The organism is Collimonas pratensis, from assembly GCF_001584185.1.
Taxonomy (GTDB): Bacteria; Pseudomonadota; Gammaproteobacteria; order Burkholderiales; family Burkholderiaceae_D; genus Collimonas; species Collimonas pratensis.
In genome coordinates this window covers 894,248-913,655 of the sequence record NZ_CP013234.1, presented here as the reverse complement: position 1 = coordinate 913,655, position 19,408 = coordinate 894,248, and the positions used below count along the sequence as shown (strand labels likewise).

Genomic DNA, 19,408 nt, shown 5'->3' with positions numbered 1-19,408 from the left:
TAATAATTAAAATTAAACGGTATAAGTCAGCAGCATTGCATCGCCATAGCTAAAGAAGCGATAGTGCTGGGCGATGGCATGCGCATAGGCGGCACGTATGCGGTCATAGCCGGCAAAAGCCGAGACCAGCATCAGCAAGGTCGATTTCGGCAAATGGAAATTCGTGATCAGGCGGTCCACCGTCTTGAAACGATAGCCCGGTGTGATGAACAAGGCGGTATCGGCGCTGCCGGCTTGCAGGGCGCCGGATTGCGAGGCCGATTCCAGCGCCCGCAGGCTGGTGGTGCCGACTGCGACCACCTTGCCGCCGGCTGCCTTGGCGGCGCGCACCGCCTCCACCGTGGCGTCGCTGATGGTGTACCACTCGCTGTGCATCTTGTGCTCCGCCAGGTTTTCGCTGCGCACCGGCTGGAAGGTGCCGGCGCCTACGTGCAGCGTGACGTAGGCGAAGCCTATGCCCTTCTGCTGCAAGCGCTCCAGCAGCGCCTGGTCAAAATGCAAACCCGCGGTAGGCGCAGCCACGGCGCCGGCATGCTTGGCATACACCGTTTGATAGCGGGTTTCATCAAAGGCGTCGGCATCGTGTTCGATATAGGGCGGCAACGGCAGGCGGCCGTGAGCATCGATCAGTTCGAACACATCGGCGGGAAAGCGCAGGGTATAGAACTCGCCGACGCGCTCGCCCACCGTAACATCGAAGGCGTCGGCCAGGCGAATCACGGCGCCGGCAGGCGGCGACTTCGAAGCACGTACCTGAGCATGCACGGTACGGTCGTCCACCACCCGTTCCACCAGCACCTCGACCTTGCCGCCGGTTTCCTTGATGCCGAAAAAGCGCGCCTTGAGCACCCGGGTATCGTTAAACACCAGCAGATCGCCGGCATTCAGCTGTTCGACAATGTCAGTGAATTGCCGATCTATCAACTGTTCGCCATCCAGGTGCAGCAGGCGCGAGGCGCTGCGCTCGGAAAGCGGCGTTTGCGCGATCAATTCTGGCGGCAGGTCGAAATCGTAGTCGGAAAGAGAATGCATGCTCGGATAAATAATGAAAAATGACGCTCGGGTTGCCATGACAGCTATAGGCTTTACAATGGCAAAGGCTGAAATCCGTCAATGACAAGGATACAACGCTTGATAACAACGCTTAATACGCAAGCCCGCGAGCAAACCCGCTATTTTACGCCCTGCCGCCCTCAGCCACTAATTAATAGCCCGATTAATAGCCCGATATGCCTGCTCCAAAGCGAAAACCTGCTGCCAAACCCGTCTCCGCCCCAGTCGTGAACAGCCGCGCCAGCAAGCTGGAGAAACTCGGCTTGCGCACCGACATGGACCTGGTTTTGCACCTGCCGCTGCGCTACGAGGACGAAACCGAAGTCGTCAGCATCCGCCAGGCCGGCATGATGGGCGCCAGCACCGCGCAAGTCGAAGGGGTGGTCAGCGCTTGCGAGATCCAGTATCGGCCACGCCGTCAGCTAATTGTGACGCTGGCCGACGACAGCGGCCAGCTGGTGATGCGCTTCCTGAATTTCTACGGCAGCCAGACCAAGCAGTTGGCGGTCGGCACCCGGGTCCGCGCACGCGGCGAAATCCGCCATGGCTTTTTCGGCGCCGAAGTGGTCCATCCCAACTATAAGGTGGTGCTGGAAGGCGCGCCCCTGCCCGAGGTCCTGACGCCAGTGTATCCGGCCGGCGAAGGCTTGTCGCAAGTATTCCTGTGCAAAGCGATCGCCGACGCCATGCAGAACATCGAATGGCGCGATACCTTGTCGCCGGCACAGCTGGCGGCACAGCAGCTGAGTCCGTTTGAAGACGCCGTGCGCCTGCTGCACAATCCGCCGCCGGAAGTCGACGAGCATGCGCTGGAAGACCGCTCGCATCCAGCTTGGGTCAGGATGAAGTTCGATGAACTGCTGGCCCAGCAATTGTCGTTGAAACGCGCCCAGGTCGCGCGCCGCGCCAAGAATGCGCGGGCCCTGCCGCTGGTCGGGAAATTGTCCGCCGCCTTCCTGGCGACTCTGCCGTTTACCCTGACCAAGGCACAGCAGCGGGTAGTCGCCGAGATCAGCGCAGACCTGCGCGCCTCGTTTCCAATGCAACGCCTGCTGCAAGGCGACGTCGGCAGCGGCAAGACCGTGGTAGCGGCGCTGGCGGCGGCGCAGGCAATCGACAGCGGCTATCAGGCAGTGCTGATGGCGCCCACCGAAATCCTCGCCGACCAGCATTTCCGCAAGATCGCCGCCTGGATGGAGCCGCTCGGGGTGCAGGTCGCCTGGCTCACCGGCAGCCTGAAGAAAAAGGACAAGCTGGCAGCGCAAGCCATGATCGAATCCGGCGCCGCGCAGCTGGTGATCGGCACCCACGCCCTGATCCAGGATAGCGTACAGTTCGCCAAGCTGGGGCTGGTGATTGTCGATGAACAGCACCGCTTCGGCGTCGGCCAGCGGCTGGCGCTGCGCAACAAGACCACTTCCGAGAATGGCGGCGACGATGGCGCGCCGGCGACGGCAACAGCCGCGGCCGTGGTGCCGCACCAGCTGATGATGAGCGCAACGCCGATCCCGCGCACGCTGGCGATGACCTATTACGCCGACTTGGAAATCTCGGTGATCGACGAACTGCCGCCCGGCCGCACGCCAATTGTCACGCGCGCCGTCGACCAGATCCGCCGCGATGAAGTGATCGCGCGTGTCCACGCCGCCGTGCAGGACGGCCGCCAAGCTTACTGGGTCTGCCCGCTGATCGAAGAATCGGAAGCCTTGCAGCTGCAGACGGCCACCGAGACCTACGCCATGCTGGCGGAGGCGCTGCCCGACCTGCGTGTCGGCCTGGTGCACGGCCGCCTCAAGCAGGCCGAAAAACAGGAAGTGATGGATGCCTTCAGCGCCGGCGACTGCCACGTGCTGGTGGCGACCACCGTGATTGAAGTCGGGGTCGACGTACCGAATGCCTCGCTGATGGTGATCGAGCATGCGGAACGCTTCGGCTTGTCGCAGCTGCACCAGCTGCGCGGCCGGGTTGGACGCGGTTCTGCAGCCAGCGTATGCTTGTTGTTATATCAAAGTCCGCTCGGCCATATCGCCAAGCAGCGCCTGATGACCATGCGCGAAACTACCGACGGCTTTGAGATCGCCCGGCGCGACCTCGAAATCCGCGGTCCCGGCGAATTCCTGGGAGCACGGCAGTCGGGTCAGGCCATGCTGCGCTTCGCCGACCTGATGACCGACCAATGGCTGGTCGACCGCGCGCGCGAACTGGCGCATACCCTGCTGCAGGAACCGACGCCGGCCAACAACGCCACCGTCAGCGCCCATCTGGCGCGCTGGCTGGGCGGACGGGAAGACTTCCTCAAGGTTTAGCGGGCCGGCGGCGAGGCCAGCAATACGGGCATGCAAAAATGGCATTGAAACATGGAGATACATCCTCTCTTAAAAAATATGCGAAGATAACAACATGACTCTGACCGAACTCAAATATATCGTCGCGGTAGCGCGCGTAAAGCACTTTGGCCATGCCGCGGAAGCCTGCTTCGTGGCGCAGCCGACTCTCTCCGTCGCGATCAAGAAGCTGGAGGACGAGCTGGGCGTGGTGATCTTCGAAAGAGGCGGCACCGAAATATCGGTGACGCCGCTGGGCGCGCAAATCGTGGCGCAAGCGGAACGGGTGCTGGAGCAAACCGCTACCATCCGCGAAATCGCCAACCAGAACAAGGACCCGCTGGCCGGGCCGCTGCGCCTCGGCATCATCTACACCGTCGGCCCGTATTTGCTGCCGCCGCTGGTGAAAACCATGATCGAGCAAGTGCCGCAGATGCCGCTGGTACTGCAGGAAAATTTCACCGTGCGCCTGCTGGAGCTACTGCGCCAGGGCGAACTGGACGCCGCCATCATCGCCCTGCCGTTTCCCGAGCATGGCCTGATGGTGCAGCCGCTGTACGACGAACCGTTCGTGGTAGCGCTTCCCAAACACCATGCCTGGGCCGAACGCGCCAGCATCAGCGCCCAGGATCTGAAATCGGAAACCATGCTGTTGCTGGGCAACGGCCATTGCTTCCGCGACCAAGTGCTGGAAGTGTGTCCCGAAATGTCGCGCTTCTCGACCGCCGGCGACGGCATCGCCCGCACCTTTGAAGGCTCTTCGCTGGAGACCATACGCCACATGGTGGCTTCCGGCATCGGCATCACGGTCCTGCCGCAAGCGTCCGTGCCGGACCTGGACGCCAAGGACGGCATGCTGCGCTATGTGCCGTTTACCGCTCCCGGACCGTCGCGCCGGGTGGTGATCGTCTGGCGCAAGAGCTTTACCCGCCACGCTGCCATCGAAGCCGTCCAAAAGGCTGTGCTGGCCTGCGGCTTGAAAGGCGTCAGCCTGCTGCATGATGCGATAGCCATCGAAGGCTGAACCGAAACGCAAGCGCCGTCCGCGCCGTCTTCACCGAGACCCCGGAGACCTTTTTAAGGTCTCTTTTTTTGATCACCTACAGCGCAATGAATCCGCAATGAATCGCCTTAAACTCTATTTCCAGCTGATCCGCATGGACAAACCCATCGGTATCCTGCTGCTCCTGTGGCCGACCCTGGCCGCTCTCTGGCTGGCCGCCGGCGGCAAACCGGCATGGACGCTGGTGGCGATTTTTTGCGTCGGCACCGCGCTGATGCGCTCGGCCGGCTGCGCCATCAACGATTTTGCCGATCGCGATTTCGACAAGCACGTCAAGCGCACCGCCGAACGGCCGCTCACCAGCGGCAAAATCGCAGCCTGGGAAGCCGTCATGGTGGCCGTGCTGCTGACCCTGCTGTCGCTGCTGCTGATCCTGCCGCTCAACACCCTGACCAAGGAATTATCGGTAATTGCGGTGATCGTCGCCGGCAGCTATCCTTACTTCAAACGCTTCTTCGCGATTCCGCAAGCCTACCTCGGCATCGCCTTCGGCTTCGGCATTCCCATGGGCTTTGCTGCGGTACAGGGAAGCGTGCCGGCAGCGGCGTGGCTGCTGCTGGTCGCCAATGTGTTCTGGGCAGTGGCTTACGATACCGAATACGCCATGGTCGACCGCGACGATGACCTCAAGATCGGCATCCGCACTTCGGCGATCACCTTCGGCCGCTACGATGTGCTGGCGATCATGCTTTGTTATGCCGCCAGTTTGGGTTTAATATTTGCTGTAGGCTGGCAGTACGGCTTGCGCGGCTGGTTCAGCGCCGGCATGCTGCTGGCGGCCGCTTGCGCGATCTATCACTACCGCCTGATCCGCAACCGCGACCGGGTTGGCTGCTTTGCCGCTTTCCGCCACAACAACTGGCTGGGCGCAGCGGTATTCGCCGGCATTGCGCTGGACTATGCTCTACGCTGAAAACCATTCGTCATTTTATGTGATATATTAGACAACATCTTTCCCCGCAATCCACATTGAAGAGGCAAACATGGCTACTACCGACAACGTAAAAGAGATGCGTGACAATCTGGCTGGCGAACTGAAATCGGTCATCAAGGATGCAGAAAACCTGCTCGACGATACCCATGACCACGCCGAAACCAAGTACAACCAGGCGCGCGCCAAGCTGAAAGCGGCGCTGGACACTGCCAAATCGGAACTGCCGAAAGCGACCAAGAAAGCGGTGGAAAAGACCAAGCACGCTGCCCACGTGACTGACGAATACGTTGGTGACAATCCATGGAAGGCAGTCAGCGTGGCAGCCGTCATCGGCTTGCTGGCTGGCCTGGCGATCGGCCGCAGCAGATAAGATCTGCAACCTTCTGCAGCACCAAAAAAACAACGCCCATCGCAATGCGATGGGCGTTGTTTTTTTGTAGGGTGGGCAAGTTTTTTTGCCCACGCGTTAGCAGCATGCACTGGGAGACGCAATTGAAGTCACGCGTGGGCAGGCTGTGCCCACACCCTACGTCAGTCGCGCCCGAACTCGTCGCCCAGTTCCTGTCCGCGCGCCGCTGCCGCCTTGACTGCATTGACGATGGCCTGCTTGACCCCGGCATCTTCCATGCTGGTCAAGGCAGCGTAGGTGGTGCCGCCTTTCGAGGTCACGCGCTCGCGCAGCAGCGAGACCGGCTCAGCCGATTGCGCCGCCAGCTGCGCCGCCCCGGTAAAAGTCGCCTTGGCCAGCTCGATGCCCTGCTCCGCGGTCAACCCCAATTCCTGGGCTGCCTGCTGCATCGCCTCGATGAAATAAAACACATAGGCCGGGCCGCTGCCTGAAACCGCCGTCACCGCGTCGATCTTCGCTTCGTCGTCCAGCCACACCGTGCTGCCGACCGCCTGCATGATCAGGTCGGCGGTCTCGCGCTGCTGCGGCGATACGCCGGCGCCGGCGACCATGCCGGTGATGCCCTTGCCGATCAGCGCTGGCGTGTTCGGCATGCAGCGCACGATGACATCGTGCCCGCCCAGCCAGCGCGACATGTCGGCGGCGCGAATGCCGGCGGCAATCGACAGCACCATTTGCGTCGTCAGATAGGGCCGCAACTGGCCGATTACCTGCTTCATCTGCTGCGGCTTGACCGCCAGCACGATGACATCGCTGACGCTGACCATGGCGTCGATCTCGCTGGCCGGTGTCACGCCAAAGCGCTGCGCCAGGCTCTGCAAGGCCTCCAGGTTAGGATCTATGACATGGATATTGCCGCCGTCGGTGACCTTGCCTGCCAGCCCGCCGATGAGTGCAGCCGCCATATTGCCGCCGCCGATGAAACTGATGTTCAATTGTTTTTTCATGTTCATGATTGAATGGTCCGCTCACGTTGTCCAAAAATGGCACTGCCGACGCGCACGATGGTGGCACCCTCCTCGATTGCCACCGCCATGTCGGCCGACATGCCCATCGATAAAGTATCCAGCTGCGCGGCATGCGCCGGCAGCTCGGCTTGTAATTGCTGCAGCAGTTCCCGCGTCTGGCGGAATGCCGCATGTTGTTTCTGCAGATCCTCGGTCGGTTCAGGGATTGCCATCAGGCCGCGCAGCCGCAGCCGCGGCAAGCCGACGATGGCGCGCGCCGCCGCCAGCACCTCGGCCGGCGCCATGCCGCTCTTGCTGGCCTCGCCGCTGATATTCACCTGCAGGCAGATATTCAGCGGCGGCAGATGCGGCGGCCGCTGTTCGGACAGGCGCTGGGCGATTTTTTCACGCTCCACGGTATGCACCCAGGCGAAGTTTTCCGCGATCGGGCGTGTCTTGTTACTTTGGATCGGGCCGATAAAATGCCATTCCAGCAAGGGCCGCGCCGCCGCGGCGTCAGGTCCGGCTTGCAGCGCAAGCGCGACCGCCGCCATCTTGGCGACGGCTTCCTGCAGATAGTTTTCGCCAAAGGCGCGCTGGCCGGCGGCAATCGCCTCCAGCACCATGTCGGCGCCGAAGGTCTTGGAGACCGCCAGCAAGGCAACACTGTCAGGCCGGCGCGACACCGCAGCGGCTGCGGCCTGAATACTGGCATGGACGGCTTGCAACTTCTGGGACATTAAGGACATAATCGGAGACTTTGGAAATTGCCGTAAAGAACTACTTGGTTGTGCCACTAAAAGCCTTCAGCTGGCTGGTTTGGAAACTTTTTTCAGGATTTTGGCGCTGGCCGGATCGTGAAGAAAGCACTACAAGGTAGCATGCGGTTCCAAAGATGCCTTTCAACAAACAAAATTCAGCACAGGGATTATAAATGGACATTTCCGAACTTCTGGCTTTTTCGGTGAAGAACAAGGCATCCGATTTGCATCTATCCGCAGGCTTGCCGCCGATGATCCGGGTTCATGGAGATGTGCGCCGCATCAACTTGCCGCCGCTCGAGCACAAAGACGTGCACTCGATGATCTATGACATCATGAACGACGGCCAGCGCAAGGCTTTCGAAGAACACCTGGAGTGCGATTTCTCGTTCGAGATCCCGGGCCTGGCGCGCTTTCGCGTCAATGCATTCAACCAGGACCGGGGCGCGGCCGCCGTATTGCGGACCATTCCTTCCACCGTGCTGACGCTGGAACAGCTCAATGCGCCGCGCATCTTTGCCGAACTGTCGCTCAAGCCACGTGGCCTGGTGCTAGTCACCGGCCCGACCGGCTCCGGCAAATCGACCACGCTGGCGGCGATGGTCAACCACGTCAATGAAAACGAATACGCGCACATCCTGACCATTGAAGATCCGATCGAATTCGTCCATCAGTCCAACAAGTGCCTGATCAACCAGCGCGAAGTCGGTCCGCATACCCATTCGTTCAGCAATGCGCTGCGCTCGGCCTTGCGCGAAGACCCGGATGTCATCCTGGTCGGCGAGTTGCGCGACCTGGAGACCATCCGCCTGGCCATGACTGCCGCAGAAACCGGTCACCTGGTGTTCGGCACCTTGCACACATCCTCCGCCGCCAAGACCATCGACCGTATCGTCGACGTCTTTCCGGCGGAAGAAAAAGAAATGGTGCGCGCCATGCTGTCGGAATCGCTGCAGGCGGTGATTTCGCAAAGCCTGCTGAAAACCAAGGATGGCTCCGGCCGCGTCGCCGCCCATGAAATCATGCTGGGCACGCCGGCGATCCGCAACCTGATCCGCGAAAGCAAGATCGCCCAGATGTATTCGGCGATCCAGACCGGCAGCAACATGGGCATGCAAACCCTGGACAGCAACCTGACCGACCTGGTCAAGCGCAACGTGATTTCGCTGGCGACAGCGCGCGCCGCGGCCAAGACGCCGGATAATTTCCCGGGCTAAGAATAGCTTGCTGCAGGCGGCACAAGCCGTTCGCGGCAACTGCTGCGCAATGCAACTGAAAAAGGCGGATGATGTGTCATACAGCCCCGCTCACCCTGATACTGTTATTGTTTTACTAGGATAGACATGGAACGCGATCAAGCAACCAAATTCATGCACGACCTGCTGCGCCTGATGGTCAGCAAACGGGGCTCAGATCTATTCATTACCGCGGACTTCCCGCCGGCCTTCAAGATCGACGGTAAGATCACGCCGGTCTCGAACCAGGCGCTGACCGCCGTCCATACGCTGGAACTGGCGCGCGCCATCATGAGCGACAAGCAGGCTGCGGATTTCGAAGAAACCAAGGAATGCAATTTCGCCATCAGCCCTGGCGGCCTGGGGCGCTTCCGTGCTTCCGCCTTCATCCAGCAGGGCCGGGTCGGCATGGTGTTGCGGACGATTACCACCGACATCCCTAAATTCGAAGACCTGGGCCTGCCGCCGACGCTCAAGGAAGTCGCCATGACCAAGCGCGGCCTGGTGATCATGGTCGGCGCCACCGGCTCCGGCAAATCGACCACGCTGGCGGCGATGATCGGCTACCGCAACGAAAACAGCTACGGTCATATCATCACGATTGAAGATCCGGTCGAATACATCCATCCGCACAAGAACTGTATCGTGACCCAGCGCGAAGTCGGCGTCGATACCGAAAACTGGGGTGTGGCCCTGAAGAACACCTTGCGCCAGGCGCCAGACGTGATCCTGATCGGTGAAATCCGCGACCGTGAAACCATGGACTACGCCATCGCTTTCGCCGAAACCGGGCACTTGTGCCTGGCCACGCTGCATGCCAACAGCTCCAACCAGGCGCTCGACCGTATCATCAACTTTTTCCCGGAAGAACGCCGGCCGCAACTGCTGATGGACTTGTCGCTCAATCTTAAAGGGATCGTCTCGCAACGCCTGGTACCGCTAAAAACGGTCAAGGGCCGTGCGGTCGCGGTGGAGATCCTGCTGAATTCACCTTTGATTTCCGACCTGATCTTCAAGGGCGATGTCCATGAAATCAAGGAAATCATGAAGAAGTCGCGCGAGCTCGGCATGCAGACTTTTGACCAGGCCCTGTTCGATTTGTACGAAGACGATAAAATCAGCTATGAAGACGCTTTGCGCAATGCCGATTCGGTCAACGACCTGCGGCTTTCCATCAAACTGCGCGGCAAGGACGCAAAAGACCGCGACCTGTCTGCCGGCACTGAACATCTGGGGATCGTATGAGCAAGGACGCTAGCAGCACAAAGATCTACGACTTTACCGTCAATCAGCTGGACGGCAAACCCGCCTCGCTGGAGGCTTATCGCGGCAAGGTGCTGCTGATCGTGAATACCGCCAGCAACTGCGGTTTCACGCCGCAGTACAAGGGCCTGGAAGAGGTTTATCAGAAATACCATGCGCAGGGTTTTGAAGTGCTGGGTTTTCCCTGCAACCAGTTCGGCGCGCAGGAACCGGGTACTGCCGACGAGATCGGCGCTTTTTGCGAAAAGAACTACGGTGTTACGTTTACCTTGTTTGAGAAAATCGACGTCAACGGCGATCACGCCGCACCACTCTATCAATACCTGAAGAACGCAGCGCCTGGCTTGCTCGGCAGCGAAGGCATCAAATGGAATTTCACCAAGTTCCTGGTGGACAAGGACGGAGCGATTGTCGACCGTTTTGCGCCGCAAACCAAGCCGGAATCGCTGGCGGCCGACATAGAAAAACTGCTGGGATAAAGATGGTAGGTAGGGTGGGCACATCGTGCCCACGCCGCAAGCCACGTCAGATCACGCGTGGGCACAACAACGTGCCCACCCTACTACTCCTTAGTGCGCCATCTGCAAGCCGTACACCAGCGCTGCCAGAATGCCGCCGGTAATCGAACCAACCACCGGCACCAAAGCATAGCCCCAGTCGCTGTCGCGCTTGCCCGGAATCGGCAGCAAGGCGTGCATCAGGCGCGGTCCCAGGTCACGCGCCGGGTTGATCGCATAACCCGTGGTGCCGCCGAGCGAAACGCCGATACTCATCACCAGCAACGCCACAGGCAGTGCATCCAGTGCACCCAGGCCCATCGTCGGCGAAGCAATATTCAACACGCAATACACCAGCACGAAGGTGCCGACCACTTCCGACACGACGTTGCCAACCTTGTTGCGGATCGCCGGCGCCGTGCAGAATGCGGCCAGCTTGAGATTGCCGTCGGCGGTTTCGGCAAAGTGATTGCGGTACACCAGCCACACCAGGAAAGCGCCCATCATGCCGCCCAGCATCTGCGACAGGATATAAGCCGGCACACTGGCCCAGGCGAACTTGCCGGCCACTGCCAGCGCCAGCGTCACCGCCGGATTCAGGTGCGCGCCGCTGGACGAGGCCGCCACGAACACGCCGACAAACACCGCCATCGCCCAGCCGACGGTGATCACGATCAGGCCACTGCCGTGGCCGTGGGTTTTACTCAACAAGACGTTGGCAACCACACCGTTGCCAAGCAGGACAATCAGGGCTGTGCCCACGAATTCAGCTAAATAGGGAGTCATCACAAACTCTTTCGGAAATAGGAGGGGGACGGAACAGAGCAAGCCAATGCTCTGTTCTTCATCTCATTCAATAAGGGAATAATCCAGATTCAGGTCAGGAATCTGCCCATACCGTAGCCGCCGCAATCGCGCGCTGCCAGCCCTTGATGCCGCTCTGCACTTCTGCCGCCGGCAACGCCGGCTTGAAGCGTTGATCCAGCTGCCACTGCCCTTGCACATCTGCCGTGCTGCTCCAGTAGCCAACCGCCAGGCCGGCCAGGTAAGCCGCGCCTAGCGCCGTGGTTTCCGTGACTTTCGGACGCACCACATCGACGCCGAGGATGTCCGACTGGAATTGCATCAGCAGGTTGTTGGCAGTAGCGCCGCCGTCCACCCGCAGTTCCGGAATCACGATGCCGGCATCGGCTTCCATCGCCTTCAGCACATCCATGGTCTGGTAGGCGATGCTGTCTAGCGCCGCGCGGGCGTAGTGGGCCGCGGTGGTGCCACGGGTGACGCCGAAGATGGTGCCGCGCGCATGCGGGTTCCAGTGCGGTGCGCCGAGGCCGGCAAAGGCCGGCACCAGGTAGACGCCGTCGCTGCTCTTGACGCTGCGCGCCAGAGCTTCGACTTCGGAGGACGTCTTGATGATGCCGAGGCCATCGCGCAGCCACTGCACTACGGCGCCGCCGATGAAGATGCTGCCTTCCAGCGCGTAGCTGACTTCATTGCCGATTTTCCAGGCCACCGTGGTCAGCAGGTTGTTCTTGGAAATGATCGGCTTGTTGCCTGTGTTCATCACCATGAAACAGCCAGTGCCATAAGTATTCTTGACCATGCCAGGCTGGGTGCACATCTGGCCGAACAGAGCGGCTTGCTGGTCGCCGGCGATGCCGGCAATTGGAATTTCCGAACCAAAGCCGGACACCTCTGTGTGACCATAGACTTCGCTGGAAGAACGTACTTCCGGCAGCATGCTGCGCGGCACGCCCATGATCTCCAGCAGCTCGTCGTCCCACTGCATGGTGTGGATATTGAACAGCATGGTGCGCGAAGCGTTCGAGACGTCGGTCAGATGCATTTTGCCACGCGTCATGTTCCACACCAGCCAGGTATCCACTGTGCCAAACAGCAGGCGGCCCTGGTCGGCCAGCGCCTGGGCGCCGTCGACATTTTTCAGGATCCAGCGGATCTTGGTGCCGGAAAAATAGGAGTCGACCAGCAGGCCGGTCTTGGCGCGGATAGTTTCCGCCAAGCCGTCGGCTTTCAGCTGGTCGCAGAAGGCTGCGGTGCGGCGGTCCTGCCAGACGATCGCGTTGTAGATCGCCTTGCCGGTTTCGCGGTCCCAGACAATCGTGGTTTCGCGCTGGTTGGTGATGCCGATGGCGGCAATCGAGGTGCCGTTGAGGCCGACGTTGGTGGACGCTTCGGCGGCAACGCCAACCTGGGTCGACCAGATTTCCTGCGGATCATGCTCTACCCAGCCCGGTTGCGGATAAATCTGGCGGAATTCTTTCTGCGCTGAAGAAACGATGTTGCCCTGGCGGTCGAACAGGATAGCGCGCGAACTGGTAGTCCCCTGATCCAGGGCTAAAATGTATTTATCTTTCAACTTGTCTACTCCAAGGTTGGTAAATCCGCCTGCGCGGATCGGGGCGACTTTAATCCGGCAAAGCAGCCGGATCCGTCTGTTTTAGGATGAATCTTCAGGCCGGCATGGCGGCAGCCGGCGCTGGCGCTGATACTGATACTTGCGCCTGCTCCTGCAACCATGTGCGCAGCCTGTCTACAGCCACAGCATCGAGGCGCAATCCCAGCTTGGAACGGCGCCACAGAATATCTTCCACCGTCAGCGCCCACTCATTGCGCATCAGGTAACGCACTTCCGCTTCATACAGGTCGGCGCCGAACAGTTCGCCCAACGCGGCGACATCGTGTATGCCATCCAGCAGGCGCGCGGTGCGGGTACCGTAAGCGCGCGCATAACGCGTCGCCAGCGATGCCGGCAGCCAGGCGTGGCGCTGTTGGAAAATGCGCAGGAATTCGGCGAAATCGGCGTTGGCGATATCGCCGCCCGGCAGCGCTTCATGCGCGGTCCAGTGCGATTTCATGTAGCCGAACAGCGGCTGCAGGTGCTCCATCACTTCTTCCGCCAAGCGGCGGTAAGTGGTGATCTTGCCGCCGAATACCGACAGCACCGGCGCCAGGCCAGGTTCGTTTCTCAGTTCCAGCTTGTAGTCGCGGGTGACGGCGGACGGATTGGCGACTTCCTCTTCCAGCAAAGGACGCACGCCCGCATACGACCACACCACTTGTTGCGGCGTCACGGCCGTTTCGAAATAGCGGCTCACCGATTCGCACAGATAGGCAGTCTCTTCTTCTGAAATCCCCACCTTGCTTGGATCGGCGCTGTATTCCACATCGGTGGTCCCGATCAGCGTGAAGTCGTTTTCATAAGGAATCGCAAAGACGATGCGCTTGTCCGGATTCTGGAAAATATAAGCATGGTCGTGATCGAACAGACGCTTGGTGACGATATGGCTGCCCTTGACCAGGCGGATGTGATGTTGTGCCGGCGTATTCAGGGCGCCGTTCAGCAGGCTAGCGACCCACGGGCCGGCGGCATTGACGATGCAGCGCGCCCGCACTTCGCTGGTCTCGCCGGTCGCGGTCGACAACAGGGTGGCATCCCAGTACTGGCTGCCTTGGCGCGCCTGGATCATGCGCGTCCGGGTGAGGATAGTGGCGCCGCGCTCCTTGGCGTCCATGGCGTTGAGCACCACCAGCCGCGCGTCCTGCACCGAGGCGTCGGAATAGACGAAGCCCTTGCTCAGGGTTTTCTTGAGCGGGGCGCCGGCGACGTGTTTGCGGAAATCTATGCCGCGCGAACCGGGCAGCAATTCACGCTTGCTGAGGTTATCGTAGAGGAACAGGCCGGCCCGTATCATCCAGGCCGGACGCAGGCTCGATACATGCGGCATGACGAAGCGCAGCGGCGCAATGATATGCGGCGCCAGGCGCAGCAGCAGCTCACGTTCTTGCAGGGCTTTGCGCACCAGGCTGAATTCGTAATGTTCAAGATAACGGAGGCCGCCGTGGATCAGCTTGGTGCTGGCGGAAGAAGTATGCGAAGCCAGGTCGTCCTGCTCGCACAGCAATACGCTCAAACCGCGGCCGGCCGCGTCGCGCGCAATCCCGGCGCCGTTAACGCCGCCGCCCACTACCAGCAAATCTACAATTTCACCTGATGCCACAGCTGTCTCCTTGTGTCGGTAACCTACTCATCGAACAAACATCTTATTGCTAAATAGCAAAGCCTGCATGTTCGCAATGTCACCGCACATCATAAAATATTTATATTCGAAAGTATATTGTTCGAATTCGAACATAGATAATCATTTATATTAATCAAGAGTAATTTGTTGATAGAGATAAACTTAAGCAAGGATAGCTAATTTCAATCCGGCCTATGGCGCCGGGAGTACGACGGGACGTCAAGAGACGAGCGCACCGACGCCGGGCGGTACGCCACGTCAGTGAGGCAAATCAGGAGGGGAAACGGACTGTGTCGCCGTCACGCAACAAGACGGGCAGGCTACCCGCTTGCTGCAGGCGCGGCGTCAGTTGGATAGCTTGCTGTCTGCTACGAACACATCGATTTTGGCGTCGGCAAAGATGCCGTTCATTTCTTCCGGCACGGGCTGGTCGGTGAACAGGGCGTTAACCTTCGAGATGTCGCCCAGCCGCACCAGCGCCGGCCGGCGGAACTTGGAATGGTCGGCCACCAGGAATACGGTGCGCGAATGTTCGATGATGGCTTCCGAGACACGCACCTCGCGATAATCGAAATCGCGCAGGGTGCCGTCAGCCTCGATGCTGGAAATGCCGATGATGCCGAAATCGACCTTGAAGCGGCGGATGAAATCGATGGTCTCTTCGCCGGTGATGCCAAGATCGCGCGCGCGCACCACGCCGCCGGTGATGATCACTTCGCAGCCCGGATAGCCGCTCATGATTGCCGCCACATTCAGGTTGTTGGTGATTACGCGCAGGTTGCGGCGCCGGCTCAGCGCCTTCGCCACTTCTTCATTGGTGGTGCCGAGATTGATGAACAGAGTGGCCTGGTCCGGAATATGTTCGACCACCAGCGCGGCGATGCGGCGCTTCTCTTCCGAATACAAGCCCTGACGCGCGCCGTAAGCGATATTCTCGGCGCTGGACGGCAGGCCGACGCCGCCGTGGTAGCGCTGCAGCAGGTTCAGCTCGGCCAGCAGATTGATATCGCGGCGGATGGTTTGCTGGGTAATCTGGAAACGCGTGGCCAGATGTTCTACCGTCACGAAGCCGTCGCGCTGCACATAGCTCAACAGCTCCTGTTGACGGCCATTCAGCTTTAGCGTGGATATTTCTGGCATGAAACCTGTCCCGTGCGTATTTTTCTCAAGATTTTTATTATGATGGGAATTCTGCCGCAGAGGGAGAATCCAGCCTGGATTGTAGCGGACTAAATCTATCGGACACGACAGATTTGCATGCCAACTTGCAAAATGGTAACGGTATCATTTTCATTGATGTTAGAATTTCGCCATGGAAAAAGAAACCCTGTTGGATGCAGTCGTTGCCGATGTCACCGCGCGCCGTAAAGGCGGCCGCAAGACCGGCGGCTTTACCTTGCGCGACGTCGCAAAACTGGCCGGCGTGGCGCCGATCACCGCCTCACGCGCACTCAACACGCCGGATGCGGTGTCGGCCAAGGTACTGCAAAAAGTCCAGGCCGCCGTCCAGCAGACCGGCTACGTGCCCAACCTGCTGGCAGGCGCGCTGGCGTCGCAGAAAAGCCGCCTGGTGGCGGCCGTGGTGCCCACCCTGTCCGGCCCGATGTTCCTGGAAACCGTAGAGTCGCTGACCGATACCCTGGCCGCCGCCGGCTATCAGGTCATGCTGGGCCAGAGCGGCTATGAGAATTCACGCGAGGATGCCTTGCTGGACGCCATTATCGGCCGCCGTCCCGACGGCATCGTGCTGACCGGCATCAACCGTTCGGCGCAGGCGCGCAGGCGCTTGCTGGCGAGCGGCATTCCGGTGGTCGAAACCTGGGACCTGACGCCAACGCCAGTCGACATGCTGGTCGGTTTCTCCCATGAAAAGATCGGCATCGCGGTAGCGCAATACCTGCACGCCGCCGGCCGCCGCCGGGTCGCCGCCATTGGCGCCAGCGACGACCGCAGCCGGCGCCGCGTCAGCGCCTTTTCCCAGGAAGCGGTCCGGCTCGGCATGGCGCCGGCAGGGGCAAGCGAGATCCCCTCCTGCGAAGTGGCGGCGCCGACCACGCTCGGCAACGGCCGCAGCGCGTTGAACGGATTGCTGGCGCGCGCGCCCGATATCGACGCCGTGTTTTGCAGCTCCGACATGCTGGCGCTGGGCGTCATGATCGAGGCCCAGGCCAGCGGCATCTCGATTCCACTGCAACTGGCGGTGATCGGCCTGGGCGATCTCGGCTTTTCACGCGACCTGCAGCCGCCGCTCACTACCGTGCGCATCGACGGCACCGTCATCGGCCGCACCGCGGCGCGTTTCATCATCGCCCGCTCCGAAGGAAAAAGCGTTGCCGAACCGGTCTGCGATATCGGCTTCACCATCATAGAGCGCGCCAGCGTCTGATCCTCTTTTTACAAAAATAAGCATTGACAGCCAAAAATGGGACCGCTACCATTTGAATTGGTAGCGGTCCCATTTTGTAGAAAATCACACTGCAGAATATACAGATCGCAAGCGACATCACCGATTCGACACCTTTTCAGCCACAGGCAGCCACACATGACATCACCGAGCACGCAGGTCCCAGGCAGTCCCCTCATCGTCGACATGCGCGTGGTGCCGGTCGCCGGACGCGACAGCATGCTGCTCAACCTGAGCGGTGCGCACGGCCCCTATTTCACGCGAAATATCGTGATCCTGACCGATAGCGCCGGCCATACCGGCGTCGGCGAAGTGCCTGGCGGCGAACGTATCCGGCAAACACTGGAAGATGCGCGGCCGCTACTGCTGGGCAAAGCCATCGGCAACTACCAGGCAATTCTGAACAGCGCCCGCAGCGCCTTCAGCGAGCGCGACGCCGGCGGCCGCGGCTTGCAGACCTTCGACCTGCGCATCGCGATCCATGCCGTGACCGCGCTCGAAGCCGCCCTGCTCGACCTGCTGGGAAAATTCCTTGGTGTGCCGGTAGCGGCCCTGCTGGGCGAGGGCCAGCAGCGCGACGCGGTAAAGATGCTCGGCTACCTGTTCTACATCGGCGACCGCGGCGCCACCGATCTGCCCTACGTCAACGAAGCTGACAGCGACGACGACTGGCTGCGCCTGCGCCATCAGCCGGCGCTCGATACACAAGCAGTGGTGGCGCTGGCGGAAGCAGCCCATCAGCGCTATGGCTTCAACGATTTCAAGCTGAAGGGCGGCGTGCTGCGCGGCGAAGATGAAATGGAGGCGGTGACCGCGCTGGCGGAACGCTTCCCGCAGGCGCGTATCACGCTTGACCCCAACGGCGGCTGGCTGCTCAAGGATGCGATCCGCCTGTGCCGCGACCAGCATGCAGTACTGGCGTATGCAGAAGATCCCTGCGGCGCCGAGAACGGCTTTTCCGGACGCGAAGTCATGGCCGAATTCCGCCGCGCCACCGGCCTGAAAACCGCCACCAACATGATCGCCACCGACTGGCGCGAAATGGGCCACGCGATCCAGCTGCAATCAGTCGATATCCCGTTGGCCGATCCGCATTTCTGGACCATGCAGGGTTCAGTGCGGGTGGCACAGATGTGCCATGAATGGGGCCTGACCTGGGGTTCGCACTCCAACAACCATTTCGATATCTCGCTGGCGATGTTCACCCATGTAGCGGCAGCCGCACCCGGCAACATCACCGCCATCGATACCCACTGGATCTGGCAGGACGGCCAGCGCCTGACCAGGGAGCCGCTGCAGATCGCCGGCGGCATGGTTGAAGTGCCGAAAAAGCCCGGCCTCGGCATCGAGCTCGACCTGGCGCAGCTGGAAGCAGCACATCAGCTATATCGCAACATGGGACTGGGCGCGCGCGACGATGCCGTCGCCATGCAATACCTGATCCCCGGCTGGAAATTCGACAACAAGAAACCCTGCCTGCTGCGCTAAACCAGCAGGCGGCGGCGACAAAGATTCAGCAAAAGCAGCATCATGCAATCTGTATGCCCATCCATCGCATGACCAGCAATGAGGTAGCAACATGATTCAGCAATTTGATTTCCCCGTCCGCATGCTCCGCGCCGAGGGCGCCATTGTCGGCGAATCGCCGGTGTGGTCGCAGCGTGAACAGGTTCTGTACTGGGTGGATATCCTCAAGCCCGCACTGCACCGCTTCGATCCCGCCTCGGGACAACAGCGCAGCTGGACGGCGCCTGCCGCCATCGGCTCGATCAGCCTGGCGCGCAACGGCAAGATCGTCACCGCGTTGCGCAGCGGCTTTCACTGGTTCGATCCGGCCGACGCCAGCTGGACCCTGATCGCGCATCCGGAACCGCACATATCGCACAACCGCCTCAACGACGGCAAGACCGGACCGGACGGCGCCTTCTGGGCCGGCACCATGGACGACCGCGCCGACAAGCAGCCCTGCGCCTCACTCTACCGACTGGCGCCGGACGGCAGCATCAGCGCCCACGGCAACGGGCTGGTGGTTTCGAACGGCCTGGCATGGAGCCCGGATGGCCGCACCATGTATCACTCCGATTCGCGCCGCGCAGTAATCTACCGCTATGACTTCGACGCCGCCAGCGGCGCGCTCGGTCCGCGTCAAGTGTTTGTACAGATGCAGCCGGAATGGGGCCGTCCCGACGGCGGCGCAATCGATGCCGAGGGCAATTACTGGGGCTGCGGCATCACTGCCGGACGCATCAACAAGTTCTCGCCGCAGGGCCAGCTGCTGGGATACCTGCCGCTGCCGGTGTCGCGTCCTACCATGTGCGCCTTCGGCGGCGCCGACCTTAAAACGCTGTACATCACCTCGCTCACCGAAAACATGAGCGCCGAGGAGCTGGCGCGCGAACCGCTGGCCGGCGCGCTGTTTGCCGTCGACATGCCGGTGGCGGGCACGCCTGTCGCGGAATTCGGCGTGTAAAAGCCGTC

The 19,408-nt window shown here is 60.8% G+C and carries 17 protein-coding genes; 10 read left to right on the top strand and 7 right to left on the bottom strand.

Going from position 1 to position 19,408, the window contains the following annotated elements; all coding sequences use genetic code 11:
- Positions 1 to 12 precede the first annotated feature (12 nt).
- Positions 13 to 1,032, bottom strand: coding sequence for a tRNA preQ1(34) S-adenosylmethionine ribosyltransferase-isomerase QueA (queA, locus tag CPter91_RS04140; RefSeq protein WP_061937292.1), 1,020 nt, complete (start codon positions 1,030 to 1,032; stop codon positions 13 to 15).
- Between the two features lie 197 nt (positions 1,033 to 1,229).
- Here queA and recG point away from each other — a divergent pair, with 197 nt between their 5' ends.
- From recG to CPter91_RS04120, 4 genes are all read left to right on the top strand, one after another.
- Positions 1,230 to 3,359 carry an ATP-dependent DNA helicase RecG gene (gene recG, locus CPter91_RS04135; protein ID WP_082792592.1) on the top strand — a complete coding sequence of 710 codons (2,130 nt, stop codon included), beginning with the start codon at positions 1,230 to 1,232 and terminating at the stop codon, positions 3,357 to 3,359.
- A gap of 94 nt (positions 3,360 to 3,453) precedes the next feature.
- The gene (locus CPter91_RS04130; protein ID WP_061937286.1) at positions 3,454 to 4,401 is read left to right on the top strand and encodes a LysR substrate-binding domain-containing protein; all 948 of its coding nucleotides are present in this window, start codon (positions 3,454 to 3,456) and stop codon (positions 4,399 to 4,401) included.
- Between the two features lie 97 nt (positions 4,402 to 4,498).
- Entirely contained in the window at positions 4,499 to 5,353 is an 855-nt protein-coding gene (gene ubiA, locus CPter91_RS04125; protein WP_061937283.1) for a 4-hydroxybenzoate octaprenyltransferase, read from the top strand.
- Positions 5,354 to 5,423: 70 nt separating this feature from the next.
- On the top strand, positions 5,424 to 5,744 hold the full coding sequence (locus CPter91_RS04120; protein WP_061937280.1) for an ElaB/YgaM/YqjD family protein: 321 nt from the start codon (positions 5,424 to 5,426) through the stop codon (positions 5,742 to 5,744).
- Between the two features lie 161 nt (positions 5,745 to 5,905).
- Here CPter91_RS04120 and proC read toward each other — a convergent pair whose 3' ends face one another.
- Positions 5,906 to 6,730, bottom strand: a complete 825-nt coding sequence (proC, locus tag CPter91_RS04115; protein WP_061937277.1) for a pyrroline-5-carboxylate reductase — start codon at positions 6,728 to 6,730, stop codon at positions 5,906 to 5,908.
- Between the two features lie 2 nt (positions 6,731 to 6,732).
- Positions 6,733 to 7,479 (bottom strand): YggS family pyridoxal phosphate-dependent enzyme, encoded by a 747-nt coding sequence (locus CPter91_RS04110; RefSeq protein ID WP_061937274.1) that lies wholly within the window; start codon positions 7,477 to 7,479, stop codon positions 6,733 to 6,735.
- A gap of 185 nt (positions 7,480 to 7,664) precedes the next feature.
- Between CPter91_RS04110 and CPter91_RS04105 the strand changes: the two genes are divergently transcribed.
- The 3 genes from CPter91_RS04105 (at position 7,665) to CPter91_RS04095 (ending at position 10,468) form a co-directional block, all read left to right on the top strand.
- Entirely contained in the window at positions 7,665 to 8,708 is a 1,044-nt protein-coding gene (locus CPter91_RS04105) for a type IV pilus twitching motility protein PilT (RefSeq protein ID WP_061937271.1), read from the top strand.
- Between the two features lie 126 nt (positions 8,709 to 8,834).
- A complete protein-coding gene (locus CPter91_RS04100) occupies positions 8,835 to 9,971 on the top strand; it encodes a PilT/PilU family type 4a pilus ATPase (protein ID WP_061937269.1) in 1,137 nt (378 codons plus the stop codon).
- Positions 9,968 to 10,468, top strand: a complete 501-nt coding sequence (locus tag CPter91_RS04095) for a glutathione peroxidase (RefSeq protein ID WP_061937266.1) — start codon at positions 9,968 to 9,970, stop codon at positions 10,466 to 10,468. Before CPter91_RS04100 ends, CPter91_RS04095 begins: the two co-directional genes overlap by 4 nt.
- Before the next feature lie 90 nt (positions 10,469 to 10,558).
- On the opposite strand, the gene CPter91_RS04090 is transcribed toward CPter91_RS04095, so the two are convergent.
- From CPter91_RS04090 to CPter91_RS04075, 4 genes are all read right to left on the bottom strand, one after another.
- Entirely contained in the window at positions 10,559 to 11,272 is a 714-nt protein-coding gene (locus CPter91_RS04090; protein ID WP_061937263.1) for an MIP/aquaporin family protein, read from the bottom strand.
- Between the two features lie 94 nt (positions 11,273 to 11,366).
- Positions 11,367 to 12,863: a glycerol kinase GlpK gene (glpK, locus tag CPter91_RS04085; protein ID WP_061937260.1), complete on the bottom strand. Its 1,497-nt coding sequence runs from the start codon at positions 12,861 to 12,863 to the stop codon at positions 11,367 to 11,369.
- A gap of 94 nt (positions 12,864 to 12,957) precedes the next feature.
- Positions 12,958 to 14,505: a glycerol-3-phosphate dehydrogenase gene (gene glpD / locus CPter91_RS04080; protein WP_061937257.1), complete on the bottom strand. Its 1,548-nt coding sequence runs from the start codon at positions 14,503 to 14,505 to the stop codon at positions 12,958 to 12,960.
- Positions 14,506 to 14,871: 366 nt separating this feature from the next.
- The gene (locus tag CPter91_RS04075) at positions 14,872 to 15,666 is read right to left on the bottom strand and encodes a DeoR/GlpR family DNA-binding transcription regulator (RefSeq protein ID WP_061937254.1); all 795 of its coding nucleotides are present in this window, start codon (positions 15,664 to 15,666) and stop codon (positions 14,872 to 14,874) included.
- A 172-nt stretch (positions 15,667 to 15,838) separates the two neighbouring features.
- Between CPter91_RS04075 and CPter91_RS04070 the strand changes: the two genes are divergently transcribed.
- The 3 genes from CPter91_RS04070 to CPter91_RS04060 all read left to right on the top strand — a co-directional run bounded on the left by CPter91_RS04070 (position 15,839) and on the right by CPter91_RS04060 (position 19,400).
- Positions 15,839 to 16,912 (top strand): LacI family DNA-binding transcriptional regulator, encoded by a 1,074-nt coding sequence (locus tag CPter91_RS04070; RefSeq protein ID WP_061937251.1) that lies wholly within the window; start codon positions 15,839 to 15,841, stop codon positions 16,910 to 16,912.
- A gap of 156 nt (positions 16,913 to 17,068) precedes the next feature.
- Positions 17,069 to 18,418, top strand: coding sequence for a glucarate dehydratase (gene gudD / locus CPter91_RS04065; protein WP_061937248.1), 1,350 nt, complete (start codon positions 17,069 to 17,071; stop codon positions 18,416 to 18,418).
- Positions 18,419 to 18,509: 91 nt separating this feature from the next.
- On the top strand, positions 18,510 to 19,400 hold the full coding sequence (locus CPter91_RS04060) for an SMP-30/gluconolactonase/LRE family protein (RefSeq protein ID WP_061937245.1): 891 nt from the start codon (positions 18,510 to 18,512) through the stop codon (positions 19,398 to 19,400).
- The last annotated feature ends 8 nt before the right edge of the window (positions 19,401 to 19,408 follow it).

Bases quoted from the DNA above. Each gene is read 5' to 3' on its own strand.
- queA (WP_061937292.1), bottom strand. From the start codon at position 1,032: ATGCATTCTCTTTCCGACTACGATTTCGACCTGCCGCCAGAATTGATC.
- recG (WP_082792592.1), top strand. From the start codon at position 1,230: ATGCCTGCTCCAAAGCGAAAACCTGCTGCCAAACCCGTCTCCGCCCCA.
- CPter91_RS04130 (WP_061937286.1), top strand. From the start codon at position 3,454: ATGACTCTGACCGAACTCAAATATATCGTCGCGGTAGCGCGCGTAAAG.
- ubiA (WP_061937283.1), top strand. From the start codon at position 4,499: ATGAATCGCCTTAAACTCTATTTCCAGCTGATCCGCATGGACAAACCC.
- CPter91_RS04120 (WP_061937280.1), top strand. From the start codon at position 5,424: ATGGCTACTACCGACAACGTAAAAGAGATGCGTGACAATCTGGCTGGC.
- proC (WP_061937277.1), bottom strand. From the start codon at position 6,730: ATGAAAAAACAATTGAACATCAGTTTCATCGGCGGCGGCAATATGGCG.
- CPter91_RS04110 (WP_061937274.1), bottom strand. From the start codon at position 7,479: ATGTCCTTAATGTCCCAGAAGTTGCAAGCCGTCCATGCCAGTATTCAG.
- CPter91_RS04105 (WP_061937271.1), top strand. From the start codon at position 7,665: ATGGACATTTCCGAACTTCTGGCTTTTTCGGTGAAGAACAAGGCATCC.
- CPter91_RS04100 (WP_061937269.1), top strand. From the start codon at position 8,835: ATGGAACGCGATCAAGCAACCAAATTCATGCACGACCTGCTGCGCCTG.
- CPter91_RS04095 (WP_061937266.1), top strand. From the start codon at position 9,968: ATGAGCAAGGACGCTAGCAGCACAAAGATCTACGACTTTACCGTCAAT.
- CPter91_RS04090 (WP_061937263.1), bottom strand. From the start codon at position 11,272: ATGACTCCCTATTTAGCTGAATTCGTGGGCACAGCCCTGATTGTCCTG.
- CPter91_RS04075 (WP_061937254.1), bottom strand. From the start codon at position 15,666: ATGCCAGAAATATCCACGCTAAAGCTGAATGGCCGTCAACAGGAGCTG.
- CPter91_RS04070 (WP_061937251.1), top strand. From the start codon at position 15,839: ATGGAAAAAGAAACCCTGTTGGATGCAGTCGTTGCCGATGTCACCGCG.
- gudD (WP_061937248.1), top strand. From the start codon at position 17,069: ATGACATCACCGAGCACGCAGGTCCCAGGCAGTCCCCTCATCGTCGAC.
- CPter91_RS04060 (WP_061937245.1), top strand. From the start codon at position 18,510: ATGATTCAGCAATTTGATTTCCCCGTCCGCATGCTCCGCGCCGAGGGC.